The sequence below is a fragment of the Nocardia gipuzkoensis genome, assembly GCF_021183645.1.
Lineage (GTDB): Bacteria > Actinomycetota > Actinomycetes > Mycobacteriales > Mycobacteriaceae > Nocardia > Nocardia abscessus.
The window spans coordinates 2,431,722-2,456,485 of record NZ_CP089225.1 but is presented as its reverse complement, the minus strand read 5'-3'; the positions used below and the strand labels follow the sequence as shown (position 1 = coordinate 2,456,485).

General features: G+C 66.9%; 22 protein-coding genes. 9 read left to right on the top strand and 13 right to left on the bottom strand.

All coding sequences use genetic code 11. From position 1 onward, the window contains the following. Positions 1–57: 57 nt before the first annotated feature. Positions 58–963 carry a DMT family transporter gene (locus LTT66_RS11295; RefSeq protein ID WP_233066581.1) on the bottom strand — a complete coding sequence of 302 codons (906 nt, stop codon included), beginning with the start codon at positions 961–963 and terminating at the stop codon, positions 58–60. A 249-nt stretch (positions 964–1,212) separates the two neighbouring features. On the opposite strand from LTT66_RS11295, the gene LTT66_RS11290 reads away from it, so the two are divergent. Further along, positions 1,213–2,445 carry a phthiocerol/phthiodiolone dimycocerosyl transferase family protein gene (locus LTT66_RS11290; RefSeq protein WP_233066579.1) on the top strand — a complete coding sequence of 411 codons (1,233 nt, stop codon included), beginning with the start codon at positions 1,213–1,215 and terminating at the stop codon, positions 2,443–2,445. Positions 2,446–2,579: 134 nt separating this feature from the next. Here LTT66_RS11290 and LTT66_RS11285 read toward each other — a convergent pair whose 3' ends face one another. From LTT66_RS11285 to rpsF, 6 genes are all read right to left on the bottom strand, one after another. Continuing rightward, the gene (locus tag LTT66_RS11285; RefSeq protein WP_233066576.1) at positions 2,580–4,250 is read right to left on the bottom strand and encodes a cutinase family protein; all 1,671 of its coding nucleotides are present in this window, start codon (positions 4,248–4,250) and stop codon (positions 2,580–2,582) included. 126 nt (positions 4,251–4,376) lie between these two features. Next, positions 4,377–8,162, bottom strand: coding sequence for a replicative DNA helicase (locus tag LTT66_RS11280; protein WP_233069126.1), 3,786 nt, complete (start codon positions 8,160–8,162; stop codon positions 4,377–4,379). 711 nt (positions 8,163–8,873) lie between these two features. Next, complete coding sequence (gene rplI / locus LTT66_RS11275; protein ID WP_043700360.1) at positions 8,874–9,326, bottom strand: 50S ribosomal protein L9; 453 nt, start codon at positions 9,324–9,326, stop codon at positions 8,874–8,876. A gap of 17 nt (positions 9,327–9,343) precedes the next feature. Then, complete coding sequence (gene rpsR / locus LTT66_RS11270; protein ID WP_043700357.1) at positions 9,344–9,595, bottom strand: 30S ribosomal protein S18; 252 nt, start codon at positions 9,593–9,595, stop codon at positions 9,344–9,346. A 55-nt stretch (positions 9,596–9,650) separates the two neighbouring features. After that, positions 9,651–10,187, bottom strand: coding sequence for a single-stranded DNA-binding protein (locus LTT66_RS11265; protein WP_233066574.1), 537 nt, complete (start codon positions 10,185–10,187; stop codon positions 9,651–9,653). An 88-nt stretch (positions 10,188–10,275) separates the two neighbouring features. After that, complete coding sequence (gene rpsF / locus LTT66_RS11260) at positions 10,276–10,563, bottom strand: 30S ribosomal protein S6 (RefSeq protein WP_043700353.1); 288 nt, start codon at positions 10,561–10,563, stop codon at positions 10,276–10,278. Positions 10,564–10,778: 215 nt separating this feature from the next. Here rpsF and LTT66_RS11255 point away from each other — a divergent pair, with 215 nt between their 5' ends. Continuing rightward, positions 10,779–12,164 (top strand): hypothetical protein, encoded by a 1,386-nt coding sequence (locus tag LTT66_RS11255; RefSeq protein ID WP_233066572.1) that lies wholly within the window; start codon positions 10,779–10,781, stop codon positions 12,162–12,164. A 64-nt stretch (positions 12,165–12,228) separates the two neighbouring features. Here LTT66_RS11255 and LTT66_RS11250 read toward each other — a convergent pair whose 3' ends face one another. From LTT66_RS11250 to LTT66_RS11240, 3 genes are all read right to left on the bottom strand, one after another. Then, positions 12,229–12,852, bottom strand: coding sequence for a TerD family protein (locus tag LTT66_RS11250; protein WP_233066571.1), 624 nt, complete (start codon positions 12,850–12,852; stop codon positions 12,229–12,231). A gap of 94 nt (positions 12,853–12,946) precedes the next feature. Then, a complete protein-coding gene (locus LTT66_RS11245; protein WP_195097742.1) occupies positions 12,947–14,047 on the bottom strand; it encodes a DUF475 domain-containing protein in 1,101 nt (366 codons plus the stop codon). Positions 14,048–14,208: 161 nt separating this feature from the next. Further along, on the bottom strand, positions 14,209–14,784 hold the full coding sequence (locus tag LTT66_RS11240; protein ID WP_043734335.1) for a TerD family protein: 576 nt from the start codon (positions 14,782–14,784) through the stop codon (positions 14,209–14,211). A 145-nt stretch (positions 14,785–14,929) separates the two neighbouring features. On the opposite strand from LTT66_RS11240, the gene LTT66_RS11235 reads away from it, so the two are divergent. The 6 genes from LTT66_RS11235 (at position 14,930) to LTT66_RS11210 (ending at position 21,697) form a co-directional block, all read left to right on the top strand. After that, complete coding sequence (locus LTT66_RS11235) at positions 14,930–16,147, top strand: hypothetical protein (RefSeq protein WP_233066568.1); 1,218 nt, start codon at positions 14,930–14,932, stop codon at positions 16,145–16,147. Positions 16,148–16,160: 13 nt separating this feature from the next. Then, positions 16,161–17,375, top strand: coding sequence for an HpcH/HpaI aldolase/citrate lyase family protein (locus tag LTT66_RS11230; RefSeq protein WP_195097629.1), 1,215 nt, complete (start codon positions 16,161–16,163; stop codon positions 17,373–17,375). Then, a complete protein-coding gene (locus tag LTT66_RS11225) occupies positions 17,372–18,841 on the top strand; it encodes a phosphoribosyltransferase domain-containing protein (protein WP_233066565.1) in 1,470 nt (489 codons plus the stop codon). The genes LTT66_RS11230 and LTT66_RS11225 overlap by 4 nt, the downstream gene beginning before the upstream one ends. Beyond that, positions 18,838–19,977, top strand: coding sequence for a cysteine protease StiP family protein (locus LTT66_RS11220; protein ID WP_233066563.1), 1,140 nt, complete (start codon positions 18,838–18,840; stop codon positions 19,975–19,977). Before LTT66_RS11225 ends, LTT66_RS11220 begins: the two co-directional genes overlap by 4 nt. A gap of 59 nt (positions 19,978–20,036) precedes the next feature. After that, positions 20,037–20,825: an HAD family hydrolase gene (locus tag LTT66_RS11215; RefSeq protein WP_233066560.1), complete on the top strand. Its 789-nt coding sequence runs from the start codon at positions 20,037–20,039 to the stop codon at positions 20,823–20,825. 182 nt (positions 20,826–21,007) lie between these two features. Next, the gene (locus LTT66_RS11210) at positions 21,008–21,697 is read left to right on the top strand and encodes an esterase/lipase family protein (protein ID WP_233066557.1); all 690 of its coding nucleotides are present in this window, start codon (positions 21,008–21,010) and stop codon (positions 21,695–21,697) included. Between the two features lie 68 nt (positions 21,698–21,765). Here the strand turns inward: LTT66_RS11210 and LTT66_RS11205 are convergent, their stop codons facing one another. Beyond that, positions 21,766–22,164, bottom strand: coding sequence for a MerR family transcriptional regulator (locus tag LTT66_RS11205; RefSeq protein WP_233066554.1), 399 nt, complete (start codon positions 22,162–22,164; stop codon positions 21,766–21,768). Between the two features lie 47 nt (positions 22,165–22,211). Between LTT66_RS11205 and LTT66_RS11200 the strand changes: the two genes are divergently transcribed. Beyond that, positions 22,212–23,009, top strand: coding sequence for an MBL fold metallo-hydrolase (locus LTT66_RS11200; protein ID WP_233066551.1), 798 nt, complete (start codon positions 22,212–22,214; stop codon positions 23,007–23,009). A 9-nt stretch (positions 23,010–23,018) separates the two neighbouring features. On the opposite strand, the gene LTT66_RS11195 is transcribed toward LTT66_RS11200, so the two are convergent. Next, positions 23,019–23,864: a hypothetical protein gene (locus tag LTT66_RS11195; RefSeq protein ID WP_233066548.1), complete on the bottom strand. Its 846-nt coding sequence runs from the start codon at positions 23,862–23,864 to the stop codon at positions 23,019–23,021. A gap of 133 nt (positions 23,865–23,997) precedes the next feature. After that, a complete protein-coding gene (locus LTT66_RS11190; RefSeq protein ID WP_043734331.1) occupies positions 23,998–24,762 on the bottom strand; it encodes an AIM24 family protein in 765 nt (254 codons plus the stop codon). Positions 24,763–24,764 lie beyond the last annotated feature (2 nt).

Genomic DNA, 24,764 nt, shown 5'->3' with positions numbered 1-24,764 from the left:
TGCCGCGCGAATCGTGCGGCGCGTTCCCATTCTCGATGTGCGCATGCCCCGTGGCGATTACCTCTCGGGTAATGGGACGGCTGCCTCCGGTGTGGGCGGCGCGGCCGCTCGCTCGTCGCGGCCGCGCGCGGTGCCGAGCACCGAACCGAGGATGACCAGCGGGAAGCCGATCGCCATGCCCGCGGTCAGTGGCTCGGCGAGTGCCGTGACGCCGAGCAGTATCGCCACCGCGGGATTGATGTAGGTGATCACCGTCGCGCGGGCGGGGCCGATCTCGGCGATCAGCGCGAAGAAGAACAGGAATGCCACGGCCGTGCAGATCACCGCGAGGCCGAGTACCGACCAGGCCGCATCGGCGGTGATGCGCGCGGGCCACAGCCAGCCCGCGAACGGCGCGTAGATCGCCGCCGCGAGCAGCAGCGACCCGGTCACCACGCCCAACGGGGGCAGGTCGGCCAGCGCGCGACTGATGACGATCGGACCCACCGCGTATCCGATCGTGGTCAAGCCGATCGCGGCGATGGCCGCCGGATTCCCCAGGTCGACGTCCAGGCCGACGAGTGCGGCGACACCCGCGAATCCGACGAGCAAGCCGATCACCCGGCGCGCGTCGAACCGGTCGTGGCCGAGCGCGGTCACGATCACCACCGCGATCAGCGGCACCGCCGCGATCAGCAAGCCGACGGTCGAGCTGTTCAGCGTGGTCTCGGCGTGGCCGATCAGGAACCAGGGACCGGTGATCTCCACCAGCGTGTAGAGCAGCAACGGCCGCCACCGCCGCAGTACCGGGGCCAGCACATCGCGGTAGAGCGCGATCGGCAACAGCAGCAGGCCGCCGATCAGGGTGCGGCCGAACGCCACCACGATCGGGTCGAGATCCTCCACCGCGATCCGGATCATCGCGTACGGCACGCCCCAGATCACGCCCATCGCCAGGAACAGCGCCCACCCCCGGCGCGTCATCGCGGGACCGCCGTTGGGTGCGGACCGGCCGGTTCGGACTGAATCTGTTGGGTTCGGGACATACTCCGCTCGCTTCCCACCGGTCGGAGCCTATCCAGGTGATCCGATCATCCGACAGATTCAGTTCCCGCACGTGACAAGGCCGATTCTGGACGGTTTCACCTGTCCCGTTCGCCCGATTTCGGCGAATGATCCGCGCGGGCAAAAGGTTCGGGCTAGTCTCGCCGGGAGCGAAGGGAATGCATCATCGTGGTCGACGTCATCCGCCGGCTTGCCCCGAGCGAGGAAATGTTCGCCGCGGGCGAGGTCTTCATCGGTTATTCGGCCCGGGTATCCGGTCGGCTGGACCTGCCCGCCCTGATGGCGGCTTTCGAGGCCGTCGCCCGGGCGCATCCGATCCTGCGCGCCCGCATCGAGGTATCCGGCGAGGGCGGTCACGTCTTCGCCGTCACAGACGCCACGCCCGAGGTATTCGTCACCGAGGCCGCGCTCGAATTCCCGCTCACCGGCGCGAAATTCGACCAGCGCGCTGGTGTCTGCGCGCTGTGCGTGGTGCGCGACGGCGATACCGCCGGTGTCACGCTGATGATCCATCACAGCATCGCCGACGCGTATCATGCCTTCGCCATCGTCACCGAACTCTGGACGGGGTACCGGGACATGGTCGGTGGTCGCGCGCTCGAGCTGCCGGTGCACGCGTTCCCCGAACCGGTGGAGCACCTGCTCGCGGTGCGGGGCATCGAGAAGATGGCGCTGCCCGGCTCCGTGCCCGCCGGTGAGACCTCCGCCACCGAGACATCGATTCCGCAGCCGCGCGACGACGAGTACCCGTTACTGCGCACCACCCGCTGCCTGCTCACCCGGGACGAGACCGCGGCGCTGGTCGCACTGGGGCATCGCGAGAACGTGACGGTGCACGGTCTGGTGTCGGCGGCTCTGCTGCGGACCGAAGCCGAGATTCGTGAACTGCCACTGACCGGACTGCTCTACCTGTACTCCGTGGACCTGCGGACCAGGGTGAGCCCCGAAATCGCCGCCACCGAAGGGACGAACGTCCTCGGTTTCGCCAACTACCTCTCCCCCGCGTCCGATGTGACGCTGGTGGAATCGGCCCGCGGCATCAGCGAGGCGCTGCACGCGGGCTTGACCGCGGGCATCGTGCAACGCACGCCCCTGAGCATCCCCGACATGGCGGCCGCACCGAGGCCCGCCCTGCCCGGCGTGGTCATCGCGACCAACTGGGGCACCATCCCGCCGCTACCCGAGCAGGACACGCTGCGCATCGACGACTTCCACTCCACCATGCTCGCGAAACCGGACCTGACCGGCCGCCGTCCCCAGCAACCGGGCGGCGGCACCTGCGTCATCAGCACCTTCGACGGACGGCTGAGCGTGGAGATCCACCACCCCGAGGAATTCACCGACCTGCAGCGCCACCGCATCGAAGTGCTGGGCCGCCACCTGCGCGGCGCGCATTCCTGACGGTGCGACCGCACTCGCTGTCTGCACCGGAGTCCTGCGCCGATACTCCCGGCATTCCGGCCTGCCGCCACTGATCGAAGACGCCGCGGCTCGCGAGCACCCCTGTCGGCGGTGATCGCGAGCCGGCGGGTCGATCAGTTCGATGCCTTCGCGGTGGAACTGGTGCTCGCCGCCGCGGATGGCGTTGTCGTGGTGGCCGGCTCGGTGGTGGTCGTCTTCGGGGCCTCGGCCGGCGCCGCGACCGAAGACGGCGCGGGCGTGGTGGTGGTGACCTGCGGTGTCGTCGTCGCACTCGAGGTTTCCGACGGCGGCGTCGCAGTCGTCGCCCCGCCGGTGGTCGTGGGCGCGGCGCTCGTGGTCTTCGGTGCCGTGGTCGATTCCTTGGCGGGTTCGGTGGTCGGCGCCGCCGAGGAGGTCGTCACCGCCTTGTACACCGCGGCGAGGTCGGCCTCCTGCGGCTTGGACGTCGGGTCGACCTGCTTACCGGCCTGCGCCTGCTTCGCCAGGTGGGTGAGCCAGGCAGCCGCGTACTCGGCGGACGTCAGCGGCTTGCCCGCGTCGGGGTCGGCGTCGTGCCAGTAGTCGAAGTGGTGACCGGTGTGGTTCGGGCCGAGCGTGAGATTGTAGGGGTCGCTCAAGATCACGGGGATCGTGTTCTGGTTCGTCACGATGAGGCCGATGATCTCGTTGAGCACCTTCTGCGGCAGGTAGGCCAGCGGCGACATCTGCTCGGTCGAAATCGAGTCCGCCTTCGCCGGTGCCTTCGGCTGCTCACCCGGTTTGTACGCCGGATCCGACACCCGCAGCAGTACTTGCAGGAAGGTCTCGTCGCTCTGCATCCAGTTCGGCTGTGACTGAATGTCGGCGAACGCCGCCAACGCGATCCGGCTGAGCACCACCGCTACGTCCTGCCCGGTCGCCGGCGTGAGCCCGTCTCGTTCCAGCGCGTCGACGTTCAGCTGCCTGCCCACGTTGACCACCAGCTGCAGCAGCGAGATGTTCTCCGGCGCCGAGCAGGTGAGATCCCCGTCGGAGCAGAACGACGCGATCTTGCCGTTCAGCGCACCGAAGTCACCGCTGGTCCCTTGCACCGCACCCTGACCGGGGACGGGATTCGAGCCGTTCTGATATTGCTGGTCGAAGCCGTCCGGGTTGCCGAAAGGATCCTTCGATCCGGGGAACGGCCCGTCTCCCGGCGAGCGACCCGAGTCCGCGAGGATGACGACACCGACGACATCGTCCGGATCGACGATCCCGTACTCCCCGTCCTGGCCCGGCTCCTGATGGCCGATCTTCATCGCGACGCGACGCACCACGTCGGCGCCCTCGCTGTAGCCGACGATGGAGAACTTGGTATCGGGGCAAGCCTGCGCGATTTCCCGCATCACCTGCTCGGTGTTCGCGACACCCGCGTTGACGGCGTCCTCGTAAGTCGCCATGTTCGCCGGGTACGCGATGTAGACCGCGGCGTACGCGCCGGGATCGACGTCGTCGGCCGGTGCGTTCACGACCGGATCCACCCATTCACTGCTGTGGTCACCGGACAGCGCGGCGGGCAACGGTTGCCCGTTGGCGTCGACGAGCATCTTCGTGGTCCCCGCCACAGGAGTGTCATTCCGACCGGCCACCGAGATGGTCACCATGTCGTGGCATTCCGTGACCGACGAGGTGAGCTGCGTATCCCTGGTTTCCGGCGTAGCTGTCAGTGCCAGTGAGGCGGCGACGACCGCCGCCACCCCCAGCACTGCCGGCGCGGCCACCGCCGAAGCGATGCGATGCCGCGCGAAGAACTCGCGAAGAGCCATGTCCTGATCCCCATTCCATACACCGACAAAGTGGACGGACAAGCCCCCCGACGGGCCATACGTCACCGAGGACGTCGCAGTTGGGAACCCGAGCGTTACTCGGGCAGATCGATCAGGAGCGGCAGATCACCCGCGCGCCATGTCCACGAAGCGCGACAAGTGCAGCTGATGGGCGACGGTGATCGTCGCGGTCGGCCCGTTACGGTGCTTGCCGAGAATCAGGTCCGCCTCACCGCCGCGCGGGTCGTCGCGTTCGAAGGCATCGGGGCGGTGCAACAGGATCACCATGTCCGCATCTTGCTCCAAACTATTGTGCACCGAAATACCCTGAGCGACGAAGTTATGAGTGCCGGGTACGGTGCCGTCGAAGACGTCTTGCTCGCCGAGACTGGTGATTTCGACGATCTTGTCCCAGAAGACATCGTTGCTGGCGAACATCTCTATCTCCGCATCTTCCAGCACCGCCGCCACGCGAGCGAGGCGGGATCGGCTAGGCGAATGCTTCCACATCGTCGATCCGCAGAAGCGGGAGCCCATCGCCGCCGAAAATTCGCGGTGCGTCATGCTCTTCGCGGCGAGGAGGGTGCGAACCTTCGACCAGACCTCGCGGGGAACGGTGTCGACATTGGTATTGCGCGCCATCGGCTCCAGCTCGGCGAGGACTTCCCGGGCCGACCGTCCGCGCTCGCCGTGCACTCCGATATCGCGTAGGAAGATCGTCTGATTTTCCGAGCCGTCGATGGTGAGATGCCAGCAATCGCGGTAGCCGGTCTTCGGAACTTTCTTGATACGGCCGTGCACGCCCAAGCGAAGCAGCAGCTGAGCCACGTCATCGATCAAGCGGCGGCTGGTCGATGCGTAATAGATCCGAGCTTGGCGCCCCTTCGCATCCCAGCGCACGGAGCCATCCGTTGCCCAGAGATGGCGCAGGAATAGTGCGACCTGGTCGTTGGGAAGTGCGAAAACGGGCTTGGGCACGAATTTCTCGTAGCTGCGCAGACCGAACAACCCGAGTTCGTCGAGCCAGGCGGCAATCGGATTGCGCTTGCCGCGCGCAAGTCGGCTGGGAGCGCGCAGACGAAGCGTTGTGACCTTCGCTGCGGCGTAGTCGTCACGAGCGACGGTGACGCCGAAATGTGTCGCGGCTTCGGTGACTGCCGTCAGGTTCTCCTCATCGACACTGGCGTACCGGAGCGGCTGCCGCTTGACGCACGAACCGTCGCCGATCATGTGCGCGAGCAGGATCACCTCGGCGTCGGGCATCCGCGACGTGTGCACGGGTTCCGGGACCCGGCGAGGAGTGGCGAGCCGGTCGCCGACCGCCAGCTTGTCCAGAGGAATCCAGCCATCCAACGTCAAGAATGGGTGGTTTCCGGTCGCCTCCACTTCACGGCCCGATGCGAGGCGCAGACGGAACACCTCTTTCCGGCCGCTGGGGAACACCCGCACCATCGGCCGCGCGACCATCCGCATCCGCTCATCGAGCGACCACACCAATGGCTGCTCCGCACTGGACAGCAGAGCGCCGAGGGTGGTTTCGTCGCCGGTGTCAGCGCGGAGGATCCGGGTATTGGCAGGCAGACAGCCCGACTCGCGGAGATCGGACACCATGGGCCGCTTGTCGGTTCGCTGTTCGGGACCGCGGTTGAGCTGGCTGATCGCTACCACCGGCACTTCGAGTTCTTTGGCCAGCAGTTTCAAATTCCGGGAGAAGTCCGACACTTCCTGCTGGCGAGATTCGACTTTCTTTCCGGAGGTCATCAGCTGGAGGTAGTCCACCACGACGAGTTTCAAATCGTGGCGTTGCTTGAGACGCCGCGCTTTGGCGCGGATCTCCATCATGGTCAGGTTCGGCGAATCGTCCACGAACAGCGGCGCCTCGCTGATCTCACTCATCCGCCGCGCCAGCTTGGTCCAGTCATCGTCGCTCATCCGCCCGGAGCGCATATCCCCGAGCTTGATCTTCGCCTCCGCCGACAACAACCGCATGACGATCTCGGTCCGGCTCATCTCCAACGAGAAGATAACGCTCGCCAAGCCATGCTTGATCGAGCAACTGCGCATGAAATCCATTCCCAGAGTGGAATTGTGCGTCGGGATCATCGAGCGTCCGGCCAGATAAAGGTGGTCGGCGTTGTCCACTTCGAGGCAGCGCACCGGCACGCTGTCGATCCGGCGCACGTCGACGATGAATCGCGAGTCCGATCGCACGGTGCTGCGGCCGGCCCGCCGTTCCTTCTGCAGTACGGCCTTTCGATGCAGACCGAACACTACGTCGTCGGTGGCGAACGTGATGGTGTAGGCGGTGGACGATTCCTCGGAGCGACCGGCAACTCGCTTGGTGGAGATGTGGCAGCGGTAGCCGAGGCTGACGATCAGCTCGTGCACGTCTCGGACGAGCCGGGCGTTCGTGACAGAGAACTGGACGGAGCCGCCGTGTGTCACAGTTCCGTCGGTGTCCAACAGACCGGCCAGGAGGGAGCGGCGTTGCTGTTCGGATGCCCGCAAATAGTCGGTCGGGATGTGCTTGTCACCGAGCACGCCGAGCGACCGGAGACGCGCCTGCAAGCTCCCGACGGTGTTCCGGCATTTCTGGCACAGGCGAAGACCGATCGAACGCTCGCCGCAATTCGGGCAGCGCGGCGGTGGTACCGGAGCCGAATGGAACCGGGCCTTTCCGCCGCAGGACCGTCCACAGGTGCGTACCTCGCTGGTGAAGGGAACGAATTCCTTCCCGCAGATTACGCACTCGCGTGCGGCGACCGGCTCGTCGGCGGGCAGTCTGAGCTGGTAACGCAGCCGAGCCGAGCGCGACGGCACCGCGACGATCCCCTCGGCTTCGATCCGCGCGACGATCTCCGGATCGGCGCAGGTGAGCTGCGCGGCGGCCGAGGTGCCGTCGCCGAGCCAGGCGCCCAGCGTGTAGGGCGGCACGGGCAACGTGCGCGGAGGCAGTCGAAGGGGGGCGGTATTGGTGACCGAGTGGTTCAGTCTGCGATCGGCGGTGTCGCATCGCAGCGTCTTCGCGATCTGGACGGTGGTACGCACTTCGGCGCGTGCGCGCTTGGATCGGCGAGACGCTCTCGTCTCCGTAAGCCATTGATGCTGTTCGTCCGCGACGAGTACGGCGCCATCGGAGAACTCGACTTCATAGCAGGGACGCCCCGACATGACCTCGGTGGCGGCCACGACACGGGTGGGATGACCCTGGGCATCGAGCAATTCATCGCCTACCCGGACCTCTCCCATGGTGGTCCATCCGGTGGGCGTGGGCAGCGGAGTGTCCAGGGCCAGCGCCTTGCCCACACCAGGCCGCGCCGCGACGATGATCATTTGGCCTGGATGCAGGCCGTTGGTGACTTCGTCGAGTTCGGTGAAACCGGTGGGGACGCCGAGGGAGATGCCGCCGCGGCTGGCGATGGAGTCGATCTCGTCCATCGTCGGCTGGAGCAATTCTTCGAGGGGGAGGAAGTCTTCGCTGGTGCGGCGTTCGGTGACCTCGTAGACCTCGGCCTGGGCGCGGTCGACGACCTCGGCGATGTCCTGGCCGTCGGCGCCCGCGTAGCCGTACTGGACGATGCGGGTGCCCGCCTCGACGAGGCGGCGCAAAATGGCTTTCTCCGCGACGATTTCGGCGTAGTAGCTGGCGTTGGCCGCGGTCGGCACGGTTTGGGTGAGCGTCACCAGGTACGGCGCGCCGCCGATGCGCTTGAGTTCGCCACGGCGGTCGAGGCCGGCGGCGACGGTGACCGGGTCGGCGGGTTCCCCGCGACCGTAGAGATCGAGGATCGTGTCGTAGACCGCCTGATGGGCGGGACGGTAGAAATCGCCGGGACGAATCACTTCGACGACATCGGCGATGGCGTCCTTGCTCAACAGCATGCCGCCGAGCACCGACTGCTCGGCCGCCATGTCGTGCGGGGGCTGGCGGCCGAAGTCTTCACCGGGAGGTTCGGGTGGGAAATCCCTGTGCCCGCGGTCATCGGTGGCTGTCACCAGACTCGACCGTCCTCTCTACCCCACGATCGGGTTTCCACCCTGTTGGCTCGTTCTACTCCCATGCACCGACACCTTCGGCATAACCGGTGGCCAGGGGCTCAGCTACCAGCGCGGCACCCGCTCGTGCGCACCGTTGGGAGCGGCCCGCGCACGGCGTTGCGACGAACCTAGGCGACCCCATGGGGATGCGCCAAACCGTGCTGTGCACACAGCTGTGGATAACTTGGGGAGAGTTCACCCAACCGTGTGCAGCCCCTGTGTACAACTTGGGGAAAACCCAGGTCGGCGGGGTCAAAGCCGCAGATAGATAGCGGCTTCCGCAGTTTTCCACGTGTGGATTAATGAAGTTCCGGCGTGTCGGCCAAGTTGAACAGCCGGGCGTGTTGGGTTAACAGCACGTGAGCCGCATATGACATGAATCACATTGCGGTCGGTCGGTTTGGTCGGTAATCCACAGGCTTGGGAAATGTGGCGCCATCGCGGGCGGTGAAACGCTCAATTGCCCCGAATGGCGCCCTCCGCCATTCGGCAAACAATTAGCTATTAATCGACCCGAGGCAGCAGGGCACAGCCGAGGACCACTCCCGATAGCAGGCGGGAGCGGTCCTCGACGTGTTGCTCGAATCAGGCGGCGTCGACCGTCAGGTCGAACTTCGCCACCACGTCCGGGTGCAGGTGCACCACGATGGCGTGCTTGCCGGTCGTCTTGATGTGCGCCTTCGGCAGCTCGATGCTGCGCTTGTCGACGACGGGGCCACCCGCCGCCTTGACGGCCGCCGCCACGTCCGACTGGGTCACCGAGCCGAACAGCTTGCCGGTGCCCGCGGTCTTGACCGACAGCGTGACCGACTCCAGGCGCTCGATGGCCTGCTTCAGCTCGTTGGCGTGGTCCAGGTCGCGGACCCGACGGGCTTCCTGCGCCCGGCGAATGCCCTCGACCTGCTTCTGCGCGCCACGGCTGGCCGCGATCGCCAGGCCGCGCGGCAGCAGGTAGTTGCGGCCGTAGCCGTCTTTGACCTCTACGGTGTCGCCGGGGGCGCCGAGGTTGTCCACATCAGCAGTCAGAATCAACTTCATTTGCGTGCCTCCCTTTCTCAGCGAGCCGTCGACACGTAAGGCAGCAGAGCGACCTCACGCGAGTTCTTGACCGCAACCGCGACATCGCGCTGGTGCTGCACGCAGTTGCCGGTGACACGGCGGGCGCGGATCTTGCCGCGGTCGCTGACGTACTTGCGCAGCAACGCCGTGTCCTTGTAATCGATGGTGACAGTTCCGGTCTTGCTCTCCTTGCAGAACGAGCAGGCCTTTTTCTTGAGCACCTTTTCGCGCGCTGGCGCTTTAGGCATGGTCTTGTACTCCGTAATCAGTGATGGCCCTAATCGCGGGCCGTTGTGGCCGTTCTCAGAACGGCGGTTCGTCATCCATGCGGCCGCCGCCCCCGAAGGAGCCGGCCGCGGGCGCACTGCCCCAAGGGTCGTCCTCGGCACCGCCGGAACGCCCACCGCTACTACCGGAGGAGGCATAGTTGCCACCGCTGCCGGACCCGGACCCGAAGCCGCCGCCACCGCTGCCGCGACTGGTCTTGTTGACCTTCGCGGTGGCGTAGCGCAGCGAGGGACCGACCTCGTCGACCTCGAGCTCGACGACTGTGCGCTTCTCACCCTCGCGGGTTTCGTAGGAGCGCTGCTTGAGTCGTCCGCTCACGATGACACGGGAACCTCTGGTCAGGCTTTCGGCGACATTCTCCGCGGCCTCGCGCCAGATATTGCAGCGCAGGAACAACGCTTCGCCGTCTTTCCATTCGTTCGAATTACGGTCGAACACCCGAGGGGTCGACGCGACGGTGAAATTCGCCACCGCCGCTCCCGCCGGTGTGAATCGAAGCTCCGGGTCGGCCGTCAGATTGCCGATGACGGTGATGACCGTGTCGCCTGCCATGTGGTTCCTCCTGCTCGGTGTGCAGTCCGCGTCTCGCTGTTGCGCTAGAGCCTAGGCACAGGCTCCGACGCAAACGAGAGTTGCCGGACTACTTGTCGTGGCGCAGAACCTTGGTGCGCAGCACCGACTCGTTGAGACCGAGCTGGCGGTCGAGTTCGCTCACGGTGGCGGGCTCGGCGGTCAGATCGACCACGGCGTAGATGCCCTCGGCGTTCTTGGCGATCTCGTAGGCGAGCCGGCGGCGGCCCCAGATGTCGACCTTGTCGATCTTGCCGCCTTCGGTGCGAACGACACTGAGCATGTTGTCCAGCGACGGACCAACAGTGCGCTCGTCCAGGCTCGGATCGAGGATAACCATCACTTCGTAATGACGCACGGACCAATCACCTCCTGTGGACTAGGAAACGGCCACGGACGGTCCGTGGCAGGAGGGTCGTTGCGTCAGCAACCCGAACAGGCTACATGAGCGGCAGCTGAGCAGAGAAATCGCCCCGCTGGCCACTCGTGCGCGCAGGAGACCCGGCCCTCGTGTTCGCCTTCGTAGGGAGGGGAACGGCGGCATCGCCCGGCCGGTCGGCTTAGGGTGGATCCATGCCGACCGGACTCGCCGCCCGCGACCTGCCCGCAGGCCGTGTGCGACGCCGCGCGGCGCTGGCCGCGGTGGTGGTGTTGCTCTGTGCCGTGGTCTTGGCGCTGGCATACGCGAACAAGGCTCGCTGTGCGGGGGAGCCGTTCGACCGGGACGGGCGCAGCACGGCTTTCGATGTCATCAAGGATTCGGACGTTTGTTATTCGGACATCCAATTCCTATGGCTCGGCCGGGATATCGACAAGCACGTCTTTCCGTATGTGAGCGGCGGTATCACCGAAGACGGTGCGCTGGTCGGCGGGGCGGTGGAATATCCGGTGCTCAGCGGCGTGCTGATGTGGCTCGGCGCGGTCGAGGCGGACAACGACGCCGATTTCCTCCGGTACTCCGCGCTGCTGCTCGCGCCCTTCGCGCTGCTGACCGCCTGGATGCTCGCTCGCCTGGCCGGTGCCGCCGCCCTGCTGTGGGCGGCCGGCACGCCGCTGGTGCTCTATGCCTTCCACAACTGGGAGCTCCCGGTGGTGTGCACCGCGGTCGCGGCCGTCTACGTGATGGCGGCGCTCCCCCGCTACTCGGTGCGCACCAGAGGTGTCCTCGCCGCGGTGCTGCTCGGTCTCGGGTTCTGTCTCAAGCTGTACCCGGGCATCTTCGTGCTGCCGCTGCTGGCGTATGTGCTGACCGGAGGCGTCGAGCGCGATCCCGAGGATCGGGGACTGGACGTGCGCGGCGCTCTGCTCACCGCGGCCGCGGCGATCGGCACCGTCGTCGCGGTGAACCTGCCGTTCGCGCTGCTGGGGTACGAGGGCTGGCGCGCGTCGATCACCTTCCAGCAATTGCGGCAGGCCGACATCACCACGAATTCCATCTGGTACTGGGGAATCCGGCCGATGTTCGGTCCGGATTTGCGCAGCGAGGTGGCGTTCCAGCAGTTGGTCTCGGTCGCCTCGCCCGTGCTCGTGCTCCTGGCGTTCGCACTGGCAATGTGGCTCGGCTGGAGGCGCTACCTGACGACGGGCGTCTTCCCCTGGGTGGGTGTGAGCGGTGCGATGCTGTGTGGATTCCTGTTGTTCCACAAGGTGCATTCGCCGCAGTACACGCTGTGGCTGGTGCCGTTCCTGGTGCTGCTGGAGGTGCCCTGGTGGCTGATCGGCAGCTATCTCGTGGCCGACGCGGCCATCGGTGTCGGGGTGTTCCGCTACTTCTACTCGATGGGGTCGGGTAACTCGGTCGAGCTCATGGAGCACATCGTCCAATTCGGGGTGTGGGGGCGCGCGACTCTGCTGATCGTGCTGTTCTTCGTGTTCTTATGGGCGTTGCCGCGCGGGTATCGGTCGGCGTCGCCGCCGGTGCGGCGATCCGACCCCGCCGATCTGGTCCCCGTGGTCTAGCGGACTCCGTGCCGGGCGCGGAAGGCGGCGCTCTCGACGCGGCCCGTACCCACGGCGCGCTGACCTACTTGCGCGCGCTGTGCCACTTCATGCCCCACTGGTAGGCCTTGTCGAGTTCGCGCTGTGCGCCGTGGACGTAGTGCACTTCCCGGTGCACGGTGATCCCGGCCCCCTGGTTCTGCAACAGGGCGATGGCGCACGAACGAGCGCCGTCCACCGGCGAGTCGAGGCGGACCTCGATCTGTGGGCCCGAGGTCGGGTAGAGCGTCACCACGCCGTCCGCGGCGGCCCAGTTGGGCACGCCCTCGTAGATGAGGGCGAAGATCAGAATGCGCTTGAACAGTTCGGGCCGGGCGAGGTTGACGTGCATGTTCTCGCCGGTGGTGCCCGAACCGCTGCGATCGTCGCCGTCCAGCACGATGTACGGCTCGGCCTCCAAGGCACCGAAATTGCCGCCGATCGCCTGGACGACGCCCTTGGCGCCGTTGGCGAGTTCGTAGAGACAGCCCAGGTCCAAATCGACGGGCTTGGCGCGGCGGAAGAATCCCCGGGATCCGCTCGACCAGTTCAGGTTGACCCGCATGGTGCCCTGCTGCTCACCCGGCTTGGTCAGGTTGATGCTCGGTGTCGCTTTCGACAGGGTCACCTTGGACAGGTTGACGCCGCCGGGGTTGCCGTCGATCGCCATGGCGCGATCCCCCCTCTGTGGAAACGAGAGCGGCAGCGGCCATCCGTCGGGATGGGGCCGCTGCCGCAACAGGTCTTCGGCTGCTTGCCGTGGATCAGCCTACCGGCGTGGGTTCCCGTTCGCTGTCCAGTTCCTCTTCGTCCGCTCCGCGGTTGCGCAGGATGCTGGTGACGAACGCCGCACCGATGAACGCGACGCCGATCATGCCGGTGATGAGTTCGTTGACGTGCACGCCGATCGAGACGAGCAGGATCGCCGCCAGTGCGCCGATCGCCCAGTGCGCGCCGTGCTCCAGGTAGACGTACTCCGCCAGGGTGCCCTTGCGCACCAGGTACACCGTGATCGATCGGACGAACATGGCGCCGATCAGGCCGAGGCCCAGCGCGATGATGATCGGGTCGGAGGTGATGGCGAACGCGCCGATCACGCCGTCGAAGGAGAACGACGCGTCGAGCACTTCCAGGTAGAGGAACAGGAAGAAACCCGCCTTACCGGTGGCCTTGGCCAGCTCGGACGGGCCGCCTTCGGTGTACTCCTCGGTGTGGAACATGGAGCCGAGCCCGTCCACCGCGATGTAGGTGATCATGCCGAGCAGGCCGGCCACCAGGACGGTCGAGCGGTGCGCCTCGTCGGCGAGGAACTCCGCGGTGAGGATCAGGCCGGTGCCCGCGACCACCACCGAGAGCATGTCGAGCTTGCCCGCCTTGGCCAGGGGCCGCTCCAGCCAGCTCAGCCAGGTGATGTCGCGCTCTTCGAAGATGAAGTTGAGGAACAGCAGCGCCAGGAACATGCCACCGAACGACGCGATCTGCGGATGCGCGTCGGTGAGCAGTTTCTCGTAGCTCGGGCTGCCGTCCGGGAAGGTCAGGGCGTCGCCGGGGGGCGGGTTGAGGGCCAGGTCGAAGGCTTCCACCGGGCTCAGTCCGGCCGTGATCCACACGATGGCGAGCGGGAAGACCAGTCGCATGCCGAACACGGCGATCAACACGCCGATGGTGAGGAAGATCCGCTGCCAGAACGCGCTCATACGTTCGAGCACGGTGGCGTTGATCACCGCGTTGTCGAACGACAGCGACACCTCGAGGATGCCGAGGATCGCGGCGAGCGCGAGGGCGGTCGGTCCGCCGTACAACACCGCCACGACGAGGGAGACCACCGTGACGATGAAGGACATGCCGAATATGCGCAGGACCACGCTGGGACCTTTCATGAAGTGAAGACGAGGCGGCGACGGTTGCTACCAGCGTGGCTGCTGAATCGCCGGTTGTCCAACGCTGCCCCCCGGGGCGCCCGGCATGCCTGGGCCACACGACGAGGGGGCCCGTCGCCGGGCCCCCCGCGAACAGCGAAGTGTTTTCAGACGTTCACGCCGTAATCACGGGCGATGCCGGACAGACCGGAGGCATAGCCTTGGCCGATCGCGCGGAACTTCCACTCCGCGCCGTTGCGGTACAGCTCGCCGAAGACCATGGCGGTCTCGGTCGAGGCGTCCTCGCTGAGGTCGTAGCGAGCCAGCTCCTCGCCGTTGCTGCGGTCCACGACGCGGATGTAGGCATTGCGAACCTGGCCGAAGGACTGCGACCGGGAGTCGGCGTCGTAGATCGAGACCGGGAAGAAGATGCTCTCGATCGTGGGCGGGGTGTTCGCCAGGTCGACGTTGATGACCTCGTCGTCGCCCTCGCCCTCGCCGGTCCGGTTGTCGCCCGCGTGCTCGATCGAGCCCTCGGGGGAACGCAGGTTGTTGAAGAAGACGAAGTGCTGGTCGGACACGACCTTCTTGTCCGCGCCGGTCGCGATGGCGCTCGCGTCGAGGTCGAAGTCGGTGCCGGTGGTGGTCCGGACGTCCCAGCCGAGGCCGACTGCAACAGCAGTGAGGTTAGGCGCCGCCTTGGTCAGCGAGACATTGCCGCCCTTGGACAAACTGACACCCATGCGGGATTCCCTTTCAATAGTCCGTCATTGGTTCCCAGCATGTCCGAATCGCCGGGTACGTCATACGACAGTAGTAGGTTTCCGCGAACTTGCGTAGGAACCGGCGTAACCCTCGCCGAACAGGAAGATCTCCTACCATCGCAGCGTGGCAGGCCGGAGGCGCGGATGGTTCCGTTCGTCGGGAAACGACGAGTGGATCGAGCACGCCCGCGCGAGGCTGGCCACCGCGTTCCTCGACATGGACCGTCGTCAGAGCGCGGCCGACGCGGCGGTGCATGCCGCCGATCAGGTCTTCCCGGAGCGGGGAACGGGCGCGCGCTGGGAACCGGTGCGCCACAGTTGCTATGACGCGGCGGAGGTCTACCTGACGCTGAGCGCGGAGCTGGAGGCCGCGCAGCGCGGCGGTCCGCCGATTCCGCAGGGGCAGCAACGAGCCGACGCCGCGGTCGGTCGACTGACCGCCGCGGCGCGGGCCGTCGACGAGTTCTATCGCGGCGACCAGAGCAGGCTGGAAGAAGCGGTGGCCGTGCTCGGCGCGGTGCCGCAGTTGGTTCAGCAGGTCAAGGCCGCCGCGGCGGTGATGCGCACACAGGCCGCCGAATCGGAGTTCGCGAGCTACCCCTCGGTGCGCAAGGGCGCCGCCGCGGTCGATGAGGCGCTGGTCACACTGGAGGCGGCGGGGGTGGACAGGCCCGCGGGCGCGGTGCGCGAGGCTGCCAACCGGCTGGCGGCGGTGACCAAGGAGCTGGCGGATGCGTTGGCGCAAGCTCCATCCCGGGCCGCGGCCGCAAACACCGCGATCTCGTCGGTGACAACCCGCCTTGCCGCCGTCCGGACCAGGGCCGAAGGAGTTCCGCCCGCCTTCTCGGCGCTGCTACGCGAGTTCAATGCTGCGAGTTCGGCCGATCTGGCTAACAATGAGCGGGAAAGTCAGCGAGCCATCGAGGCCGCGGCCGCGGTCCTGGGCAGGGCGCGTGCGGCGGCGGCCGAGAACAATCCGGAGTTTGCACTTGATCTGACCACATCCGCGCGCGGGTTCCTCACCGAGGCCGAGCAGCGGGTCGACGCCGTGACCAAGCGGCTCGCCCTGCTGCGTGCGATCCGGTCCGACCCGCAAGAACAGGCCAAGGCCGTACGATTCCGGCTGCGGGACGCGCAGATGCTCGCGGTGAGCCGCGGGCTGGTCGCCGAATGGGGTTCGGTGCTCGACGCGCAAGCAGCACGAATCGACCGAATCAGCGAAACACTGTCGGGGCGTAACCCCGACTACTGGGCCTATGTGGCGGAACTGGATGCCGTCACCGAATTCATAGCCGGAGTAGTGGATCGAATGAGAAAACAAGCAGGACCACGACGAGAATGAGGATGGGGCAACGATGACCGCAGGCATCGCCGTCCAGCAGGAGGTTTCCCTGCGGAAGCGAATGCCGCTGCGCCACTTCCGGCAGTTGCACGGCCCAGAGGCTCGGCGACTTTTCCACCGGGAGCCGGAGCCGTTCGGTGACGACCACACCGACCGCGAGCTGCTCGCGATCGGGCTCGGCGCGACGCTGTACGCGCCCGCTACCAGGCCCGACCTCGCGCTGACGATCGGCAGGCGTGCCGCGCACGGTGTGTGTTCGATGGTGATCGACCTGGAGGACGCCGTCGCCGATCACGAGGTGGAGTACGCCAAGCAGCAGACCGTCGCCGCTCTCGATCTCCTCGCGAGCAGCCACGACGCCAATCCGCTGCTGTTCGTCCGGGTGCGCGACGCGGACACGATCACCGAGCTCATCGAGCAGCTCGGACCGGGCGCCAAGGTGCTGACCGGGTTCGTGTTCCCGAAGTTCGACAGCGTCACCGGACCGAAGTACCTCAACGCGCTGAACGTGGCGGCCCAGCGGGTGGAGCGGCCGCTGTACGGGATGCCGGTGCTGGAGTCGCCCGGGCTGGTACACCGGGAGACCCGCGATTACGAGCTCACTCAGATCGCGGCGCTGCTGGCCGCGCACCGGGACCGGGTGCTCGCGGTACGGGTCGGTGCGACCGACATGTGCTCGACCTTCGGCATCCGGCGCGACCGCGACCTGACCATCTACGACGTGCGCGTGGTCGCCGATGTCATCGCCGACATCGTGAACTACCTGGGGCGCGCGGACGGAACGGGTTTCGTGATCACCGGACCGGTGTGGGAGTACTTCGCCGACCACGAGCGGATGTTCCGGCCGTTGCTGCGGACCGCGCCGTTCGAGGAGTCCGACGCGGTGCCGTTCCGGCAATACCTGGTCAGCCGCGATCTGGATGGCTTGCTGCGCGAGATCACGCTGGACCGTGCCAACGGCATCCAGGGCAAGACGGTGATCCACCCGTCGCACGTGGCCGCCGTGCACGCGCTGTCGGTGGTGACGCACGAGGAGTACTCCGACGCGCTGGACATCCTCCGCGAGGATGTCGGCGGCGTGGCGGCCTCGGGGTACCGGAACAAGATGAACGAGATGCGTCCGCATCGCAGCTGGGCGCGCCAGACCCTGTTGCGCGCGCGGGTGTTCGGTGTGGCGAACAAGGGAGTGTCGTTCGTGGATCTGCTGACGGCGTTGGTCACCGTATGAGCGGGCCGGCCACCGAACTCGGCGACAACGAAATCCCCTGGGCGACAAAAAATCTCGGTATAGCGCTGCATCATGATCCGGTGCGTGAACGCGATTCGGATCGACTGCGTTCGGCGCAGCTGCCGATCACGGCCCTGGTGCGGCCGGGTATCCGGCACAACAATCCGCGCCGGGCGCACCTGCTGGTGTCCACCGTGCTCGGCAAGCACCTGCCGACCGATCCGCGGGTCGTGCTCGGCGCGGGCGATCGGTTGGGCGACCTGGTGCGCGCGGTGCTCGGTGAACGCGAAGCCGTCGTGCTCGGGTTCGCCGAGACCGCGACGGGGCTCGGTCACTGCGTGGCGGCGCGGATCGGCGCGAGCTGCTATCTGCACTCGACCCGGCGCGAGGTGCCGCACGCGCAGACGCTCGCCGGGTTCGAGGAGGGGCATTCGCACGCCACCTCGCACCTGCTGCAACCGGCGCCGGCCGACATCTTCGTCAACGATCTGCCGCTGGTGCTGGTCGACGACGAGATCTCCACCGGCGCCACCGCGATCGATGCGGTGCGTGCGCTGCACGCGTTCTCGCCGCGCGCGCATTACGTGCTGGCGTCGCTGGTCGACCTGCGCAACCAGGCCGATCGCGCCGAATTCGACGCTGCCGCCGCGGAACTCGGGGCGCGCATCGACACGGTCTGTCTCGCCACCGGCCGGGCGTCACTGCCGGAGGAACTGGTCGAGGCCGTCGGCGCTCTTCCCGAGCCGCGGTTGAATCCGACCGCCGGACATCCCGGTTCGTTCCGCCGGATGGAACTGCCCTGGCCGGACTCCGTTCCGGAGGGCGGCAGGCACGGCATACTCGCCTCCGACACCGGCGCGTTCGAAGCCGCGCTGCTGGACGCGGGGCAGGTGCTGGCCGCCCGGCTCGCCGCCGATTTCCCGGGCCGGGCCGCCATCGTGCTCGGGCACGAGGAGCTGATGTACCTGCCACTGCGGTTGGCAGCGCTGCTCGCCGAGTCGGGGACGCCCACCCGCTTCCAGACCACTACGCGATCGCCCGCGTACGTGCTGGACGAGCCGGGTTATCCGTTGCGGCGCGGCTTCCGGTTCGTCGCGCCGGAGCCGGACGACGTCGCGCCGCGCTACCTGTACAACGCGCACTGGCCCCTCGATCCACTCGATCTGTTCCAAACCGACCTGGGCGGACCTGCCGCCGCGGCGCGTGCCGACGATATCGTCGGCACGATCACCGATGACGGCGGCGGCGATGCGGCGGCCGGTCCGCCCGCGGCCGATCCGGTGCTCGTCGTCGTGGTCGACTCGCCCGCCGACACGGCGGAGTTGATGGCCGAGCGCGGACTGGTCGACGTCCTGACCGCTTCCGGCGCCGACGTGCTGCTCGCCGTGCTGCCGGGGGCCGATCCGCGGCGGTTGCACGCCGAACGTGCCGCGTCGCCGCAGGTAACGGACGGGAGTGCGGTGTGAGAAGTAGGACGGTGGGTGCGCTACCTACTCCCCTGCACGGTCCGGCGTTCGGCTCGTACGCGGCCGACGAGGTTTCCTGGTTGCTGAAGGACCTGTCGGACGTCGACCTGGAGGCCGACGTCGCCGAGCGGGAACGGAAGATCCAGGCCGGGCAGGCGCACTACGCGGAGTCGCTGCCGATCGAGTATCAGCCGGACGCGGCGTACCGGGCGCTGTTCGACGAGGTGCTCGCCGCCAGCGCCGAGCGGCTCGCACTCGCCGTGGCGACCGTGTCGGAACTGGTCGTCGCCGAACGCGGCGAGGACGTCGTCCTGGTGTCGCTGGCGCGGGCGGGGACGCCGGTCGGCATTCTGATGCGCCGCTGGCTGCGGTCGCGGCGCCCGAGCCTCGCGGTGCCGCACTACGCGGTGTCGATCGTGCGGGATCGCGGCATCGACGCGGTGGCGCTGGACTATCTGGCCGAGCAGCACGACCCGGCCTCCGTCGTGTTCGTGGACGGATGGACCGGCAAAGGCGCGATCACCCGCGAACTGACCGAGGCGCTGGACGCCTATCACGCCGCCGGTGGCGCCAGGTTCGACGACGAGCTGGCGGTGCTGGCCGACCCCGGGCACTGCGTGCGCACCTACGGCACCCGCGACGACTTCCTGATCGCCTCGGCTTGTCTCAATTCGACCGTCTCCGGACTGATTTCGCGCACTGTCCTGAACGACACGCTGATCGGCCCCGGTGATTTCCACGGCGCGAAGTTCTACCGCGAACTGGCCGGTGACGACGTGTCCGGGCGTCTGCTGGACACCGTGAGCGGCGCTTTCGACGCGATCCGCGATCAGGTGCCCGCCGAGGTGGCCGCGATCCGCGCGAGTGACCGGACGCCCACCTGGACCGGATGGGCGTCGGTAGAGCAGGTACGGGAGCAGTACGGCATCGCCGGGGTGAACTTCGTGAAGCCCGGCGTCGGCGAGACCACGCGGGTGCTGCTGCGGCGGGTGCCGTGGATGGTGCTGGTGCGCGAGGCGGACGCGCCCGAGCACGCGCACATCCGGATGCTCGCCGCGGCCCGGGGTGTCCCGGTCGAGGTCGTCGCCGACCTGGCATATTCGTGCATGGGATTGATCAAGGACGTGCAGCAGTGAACCTATCTCCGAGAGCACACCGAAGACATGCGCTGATCGCGACCGACCTGGACCGGACGATGATCTACTCGCGTAACGCCTTCAGCACCACCGCCGACGTGCCGACGGTCTGTGTGGAGCATCTGGAAGGGGCGCCGCTGTCGTTCATGACCACCACCGCGGCCCTGCGGATGCAGACCCTGACCGAACCCGCCGCCGTCGTTCCCACCACGACTCGCACCATCAAACAGTTCGACCGTATTCGACTACCCGGGGCGCCGTGGCGTTACGCGATCACCAGTAACGGCGGGAACATCCTGGTAGACGGCGTGCCCGACCTGAGCTGGCGCATCGACATCGATGCCGAGGTCCGTGCGGGCGGCGCCACCCTCTCCGAAGTGACCAAGGAACTGCACGAGCGCATCGATGACTCGTGGGTGACCAAGTTCCGCGTGGCCGACCATCTGTTCTGCTACCTGGTGGTGAAGCCCAAGGATGTCCCCGAGGGATTCCTGGCCGAGTGGGACGACTGGTGCCGTCCCCGGGGCTGGTCGGCGTCACAGCAGGGCCGCAAGATCTACACCATGCCGCTCGCGGTCTGCAAGAGCCGCGCGGTCGCCGAGGTGCGCAAGCGCCTCTGGGAAAGCGGAGAACTCGCCGACGACGCCCGCACGCTCGCCGCGGGAGACGGCGCCCTCGACGCCGAAATGCTTCGCGCGGCCGACGAGGCCATCCGCCCCCGCCACGGCGAACTCGAACAACTCAACTGGACTTACCCGAACCTCACCATCACCCGAGCCACCGGCATCCTGGCAGGCGAGGAAATCATCAACTGGTTCATCAAGGGAGCCCCGCCGTCCTCCGAGTAACCGGCACGGCATCGAATCGGTAATCGGCGCAGTGCTTTTAGCAGCTGACCAAGTCGGCGGAAGGCCGCGATAGATTCAAAGGCCTGGCGGCAAAATGGATTTTCACGTTTCACAGTCCACGGATGAGCCCTCGCGCTATTTTCTGTCTGCTCGCAGTGCGACGAGCAGATCGGAGTCAATTCATGCACATCACATCCATCACGCGCCGCCTCGGTATTGCCGCAATCACCCTGGTCGCGACAGCTACCGCTGCGCTCGGCATCGCCACGCCACAGGCGGCCGCTGCGCCGGCGCGAGATCCCATCCTTTTCGTCCACGGATGGCAGGGATCGGCGTGGGACTGGAATTACATGTGGGGCCGATTCCTGGACGCGGGATACTCCGCGGATGAGATGGCACGATTCAGCTACAACACCGCCCAGTCGAACAAGGACATCGCACTGGAGGTGAAAGCGCAGGTCGACGCGCTGCGCGCGAAAACCGGTGCCGCCGACGTCGACATCATCACCCACTCGATGGGCGGCCTCAACAGTCGCTGGTACCTGAAGAACCTCGGCGGCCTCGATTTCGTCGACGACTGGGTCTCCATCGGCGGCCCCAATCACGGCACCGACGTCGCCAACGGATGCCTGGACGCCTCCTGCGAGGAGATGCGGCCCGGCTCAGCCTTTCTGGCCGAACTCAACCGCACCGACGAAACTCCCGGCCGGGTGAACTACGGCACCTGGTGGTCACCGTGCGACGAGATCATCAATCCCGATACGAGCACCATTCTCAACGGCGCCGGCAACACCCAGACAGCGTGCATCGGCCATGTCGCGCTGCTGTCGTCGTCGACGGTTTTCGAGGGCGTGCGTGACTTCGTGAAGTAGTCGGCTGAACTCCAGCTCGGCCCCGTCTCACATCCGCGAGGCGGGGCCGAATACTTTGGTTCGCGGACTTATACCGCGTCGGTGGCGCTTTCGAACGTGGATTTGAAGTCCGGGCATTCGACCAAGGGGTCGTGGGTGCAGGTGGAGGCGTGGCGAAGGCTGTCGCGCATGCGGATCAGGCGAGAGATGTCGTCATCGAGTTGGCGTGCTTTTTCCGCCATACGGGTGCGCAGTTCGGCGTCGGTGGGAGAGGCGCGCAGGAAGCGGGCGACTTCGGCGAGGGTGAAACCGGCGCCGCGGGCGCAGGCGATGAGGGCGAGGCGGCCGAGGATGTCGGGGTGGTAGGTGCGGCGCAGGCCGTTGCGGCCGGTCGCGGCGATGAGCCCGCGCTTCTCGTAGAAACGCAGCGCGGAGGGGGCGAGGCCGGTGTGGTCGGCGACTTCGGCGATATCGAGCAGGTCGGTCATCTCGTCTCCTTGACTTGAACCGCGCTTCAAGTCACAGACTAGCTGGCATGACAGTTCATCACCTCAATTGCGGCTCGGTGCGGCAGATCGAAGCCACCTACGACGGACTCGCGCCCGCCCATGCCGTGAATCACTGCCTACTGGTCGAGACGGCATCCGACGGGCTGGTCCTGGTCGAGACGGGGATCGGGCTGGACGACGTTCGCGACCCGGCGGGCACGCTCGGCGCCGACTGGGTCGCGATGTCGCAGCCGGTCCTGTCGGAGGACGAGACCGCTGTCCGGCAGGTGCAACGCCTCGGCTACAACCCCGCGGACGTTCGGCACGTCATCCTCACCCACCTCGACGTGGATCACTGCGGTGGACTGCCCGACTTCCCGCACGCGCGCGTCCATGTCCTCGCCGCCGAACTCGCGGCGGCGCGGACCGAGGCCCCGAGTTTCCGTTACCGCTGCGCGCACTGGGCACACGACCCGCACTGGGTCACCTACCCGAAGGAGCCGACCGGCAAGTGGTTCGGCTTCGACGCGATTCAACCGAAGGATCTGCCGGACGACTTCCAGCTGATCCCGCTGGGCGGACACACCGCGGGCCACACCGGGGTCGCCGTCCGCGAAGGTGAACGTTGGCTGCTGCACTGTGGCGACGCCTACTACTACCATCGCGAACTCGACCCGCAGCCGCAGCCACACCCGATCCTGGACATCGTGCAAACCTCCGCCGAGGTCCATCACGATCTGCGAGTGGGCACCCAGGCGCGGTTGCGCGAACTCCACCGCGACCACGGTCACGAAGTCACCTTGCTCAGCGCGCACGATCCCTGGGAATTCCAGCGCTTTCGCTGAGTCGCAGGCTCATCGCCGCTGCCAGCACTGCGCGGTGTCGCCGAGATTCCACCACGAGACATAGTCCGGGTCCTGGTCGAGCAGCGTCCATCCGGCCTCCAGCATGTCGAAGAACGCGCTGTCGGCCGTGCGCCCGCCGCGTGGTTCGCCGATATAGACCAGCGACGAGCCGCCTGCCTCCTGATAGGCGGCGAGAGTGGTCGAGGCCATCGGATTTTCCCAGCCGGGCGGCCAGCAGAGAAACAAGACATCCTCGGCATGGGCGGCGACCAGATCGGCCGTGCAGGAAGGCGGCGTGGCGGTGGGATGCCATGTCGCGGTTTGCCCGACGGCGGCCGGGAACGCCGTGTTGGTGGCCCGATCGGGAGGATGGGAGTCGAAAGCGCTGGTCGGAACGCCGATTCGGGTGAGCTGATGCGCCCAATAGCCGCGGCCCGAACCCACTTCCAGCACCGGCCTGCCCTGCGCGGCGTCCACCACCCAGCGCAGCGTCGCAGGGGAGGGAATCGCATAGGCGTAGGCCGCCTGCAACACGATCTGCGCGTAGGCCAGTCGCGCACTACCTTTCGGGTTTCCGCCGTTCACCTCCGGGCGGTGGGCGCGCTCCCGCGGCCCGGGCGACACCGCGGCGGCGACGATGTCCCAGTAGGGATTCGCGCTGGCGCCGCCGGTCAAGTAGTGCAGCAGGTGCAGGTCGAATGTGGCGTCGGCGATGTCGTCTCCGGTGCCGGGCAACCGGCACGCGGTGGACCAGTAGTCGGCCACCCGCGGATACGCTGTCGCGAAGGTGGATTCGTCCCGGACCAGGTTCGTCAGCGCCGTGCGACGCTGCGGCGAAAGCGCCAAGTCAGCCATGACCCGATTCTGCGCCGACCATGCACCGGCGCCGGTGCACATCGAGACGAGTTCACCGTTCCGTCGCGAATCCTTTGCTGTCCGTATGCGATTCGCCTGTCGGCCCGAATTACCCTGACGCGGTTTACGCGGATCAGTACTGCTGCTGCCCGGCCAGTTGCTGCGCGATGAGCCCTTGCAGCCGTTGCAGGCCGCCGACGGTGATGCCGCTCTGGATCTGCCCCTCGATGGTGCGCACCAGCGCCGAGTCGCTGAGTACTTTCTCGCTGGACTGGATCAGCACCGTGCCCGCGCCGGTGAAGTCGAACTGACGCTCCTCACCGGAGTTGACGCCGAGGCGCGCCGCACCGGCGGCCAGGAAATCGGTGACCCACCGCTGGTCGTAGTGGTGGCTCGGGGAGGGGCAATCCGCCCATCCGACCAGCGATTCCGGGTCCACACGTAGCGGCGGCTCGGCGAACATGACCGGCCCGTTGGACGAGGCGAGGAACTTGCCGGTGCCGATCAGGGTGAGGAAGCCCGGCACGATGGACTGGTTGAGCGACAGGCCCGGCTCGAAGGCCAGCAGGTTCGCCGCCCGGATGGTCAGGTTGCCGTTGTCCTCGAGGTCGTAGGAGTTGATGTCGTAGCCGCGGTCGCCGATGATCAGCTTGCCGTGTCCCTCCGCGACGACGTAATCACCGGTGAACAGCGGCGCCGAGAACTGCTGCGACACCATGTGCAGCAGGCCGCCGTGCAACCCGTGGGTGAGCGTCTGGAACCGCATGTCGCCGTAGTAGGCGATCATCGCGCCCTTGCGCATGAACCACGGCTTGTTCAGGTCGATGCAGTACGCGTAGCTGTTTCCCGGGATGTTGTCGCTCTCACCGAGATTCATGGGATTGAGGATCTGGGACATGC

Excerpts from the sequence above, each read along its gene's own strand:
- LTT66_RS11295 (WP_233066581.1), bottom strand. The coding sequence starts at position 963 with ATGACGCGCCGGGGGTGGGCGCTGTTCCTGGCGATGGGCGTGATCTGG.
- LTT66_RS11285 (WP_233066576.1), bottom strand. The coding sequence starts at position 4,250 with ATGGCTCTTCGCGAGTTCTTCGCGCGGCATCGCATCGCTTCGGCGGTG.
- LTT66_RS11280 (WP_233069126.1), bottom strand. The coding sequence starts at position 8,162 with ATGGCGGCCGAGCAGTCGGTGCTCGGCGGCATGCTGTTGAGCAAGGAC.
- rplI (WP_043700360.1), bottom strand. The coding sequence starts at position 9,326 with ATGAAGTTGATTCTGACTGCTGATGTGGACAACCTCGGCGCCCCCGGC.
- rpsR (WP_043700357.1), bottom strand. The coding sequence starts at position 9,595 with ATGCCTAAAGCGCCAGCGCGCGAAAAGGTGCTCAAGAAAAAGGCCTGC.
- LTT66_RS11265 (WP_233066574.1), bottom strand. The coding sequence starts at position 10,187 with ATGGCAGGCGACACGGTCATCACCGTCATCGGCAATCTGACGGCCGAC.
- LTT66_RS11255 (WP_233066572.1), top strand. The coding sequence starts at position 10,779 with ATGCCGACCGGACTCGCCGCCCGCGACCTGCCCGCAGGCCGTGTGCGA.
- LTT66_RS11250 (WP_233066571.1), bottom strand. The coding sequence starts at position 12,852 with ATGGCGATCGACGGCAACCCCGGCGGCGTCAACCTGTCCAAGGTGACC.
- LTT66_RS11240 (WP_043734335.1), bottom strand. The coding sequence starts at position 14,784 with ATGGGTGTCAGTTTGTCCAAGGGCGGCAATGTCTCGCTGACCAAGGCG.
- LTT66_RS11230 (WP_195097629.1), top strand. The coding sequence starts at position 16,161 with ATGACCGCAGGCATCGCCGTCCAGCAGGAGGTTTCCCTGCGGAAGCGA.
- LTT66_RS11225 (WP_233066565.1), top strand. The coding sequence starts at position 17,372 with ATGAGCGGGCCGGCCACCGAACTCGGCGACAACGAAATCCCCTGGGCG.
- LTT66_RS11215 (WP_233066560.1), top strand. The coding sequence starts at position 20,037 with ATGATCTACTCGCGTAACGCCTTCAGCACCACCGCCGACGTGCCGACG.
- LTT66_RS11210 (WP_233066557.1), top strand. The coding sequence starts at position 21,008 with ATGCACATCACATCCATCACGCGCCGCCTCGGTATTGCCGCAATCACC.
- LTT66_RS11205 (WP_233066554.1), bottom strand. The coding sequence starts at position 22,164 with ATGACCGACCTGCTCGATATCGCCGAAGTCGCCGACCACACCGGCCTC.
- LTT66_RS11200 (WP_233066551.1), top strand. The coding sequence starts at position 22,212 with ATGACAGTTCATCACCTCAATTGCGGCTCGGTGCGGCAGATCGAAGCC.
- LTT66_RS11195 (WP_233066548.1), bottom strand. The coding sequence starts at position 23,864 with ATGGCTGACTTGGCGCTTTCGCCGCAGCGTCGCACGGCGCTGACGAAC.
- LTT66_RS11190 (WP_043734331.1), bottom strand. The coding sequence starts at position 24,762 with ATGTCCCAGATCCTCAATCCCATGAATCTCGGTGAGAGCGACAACATC.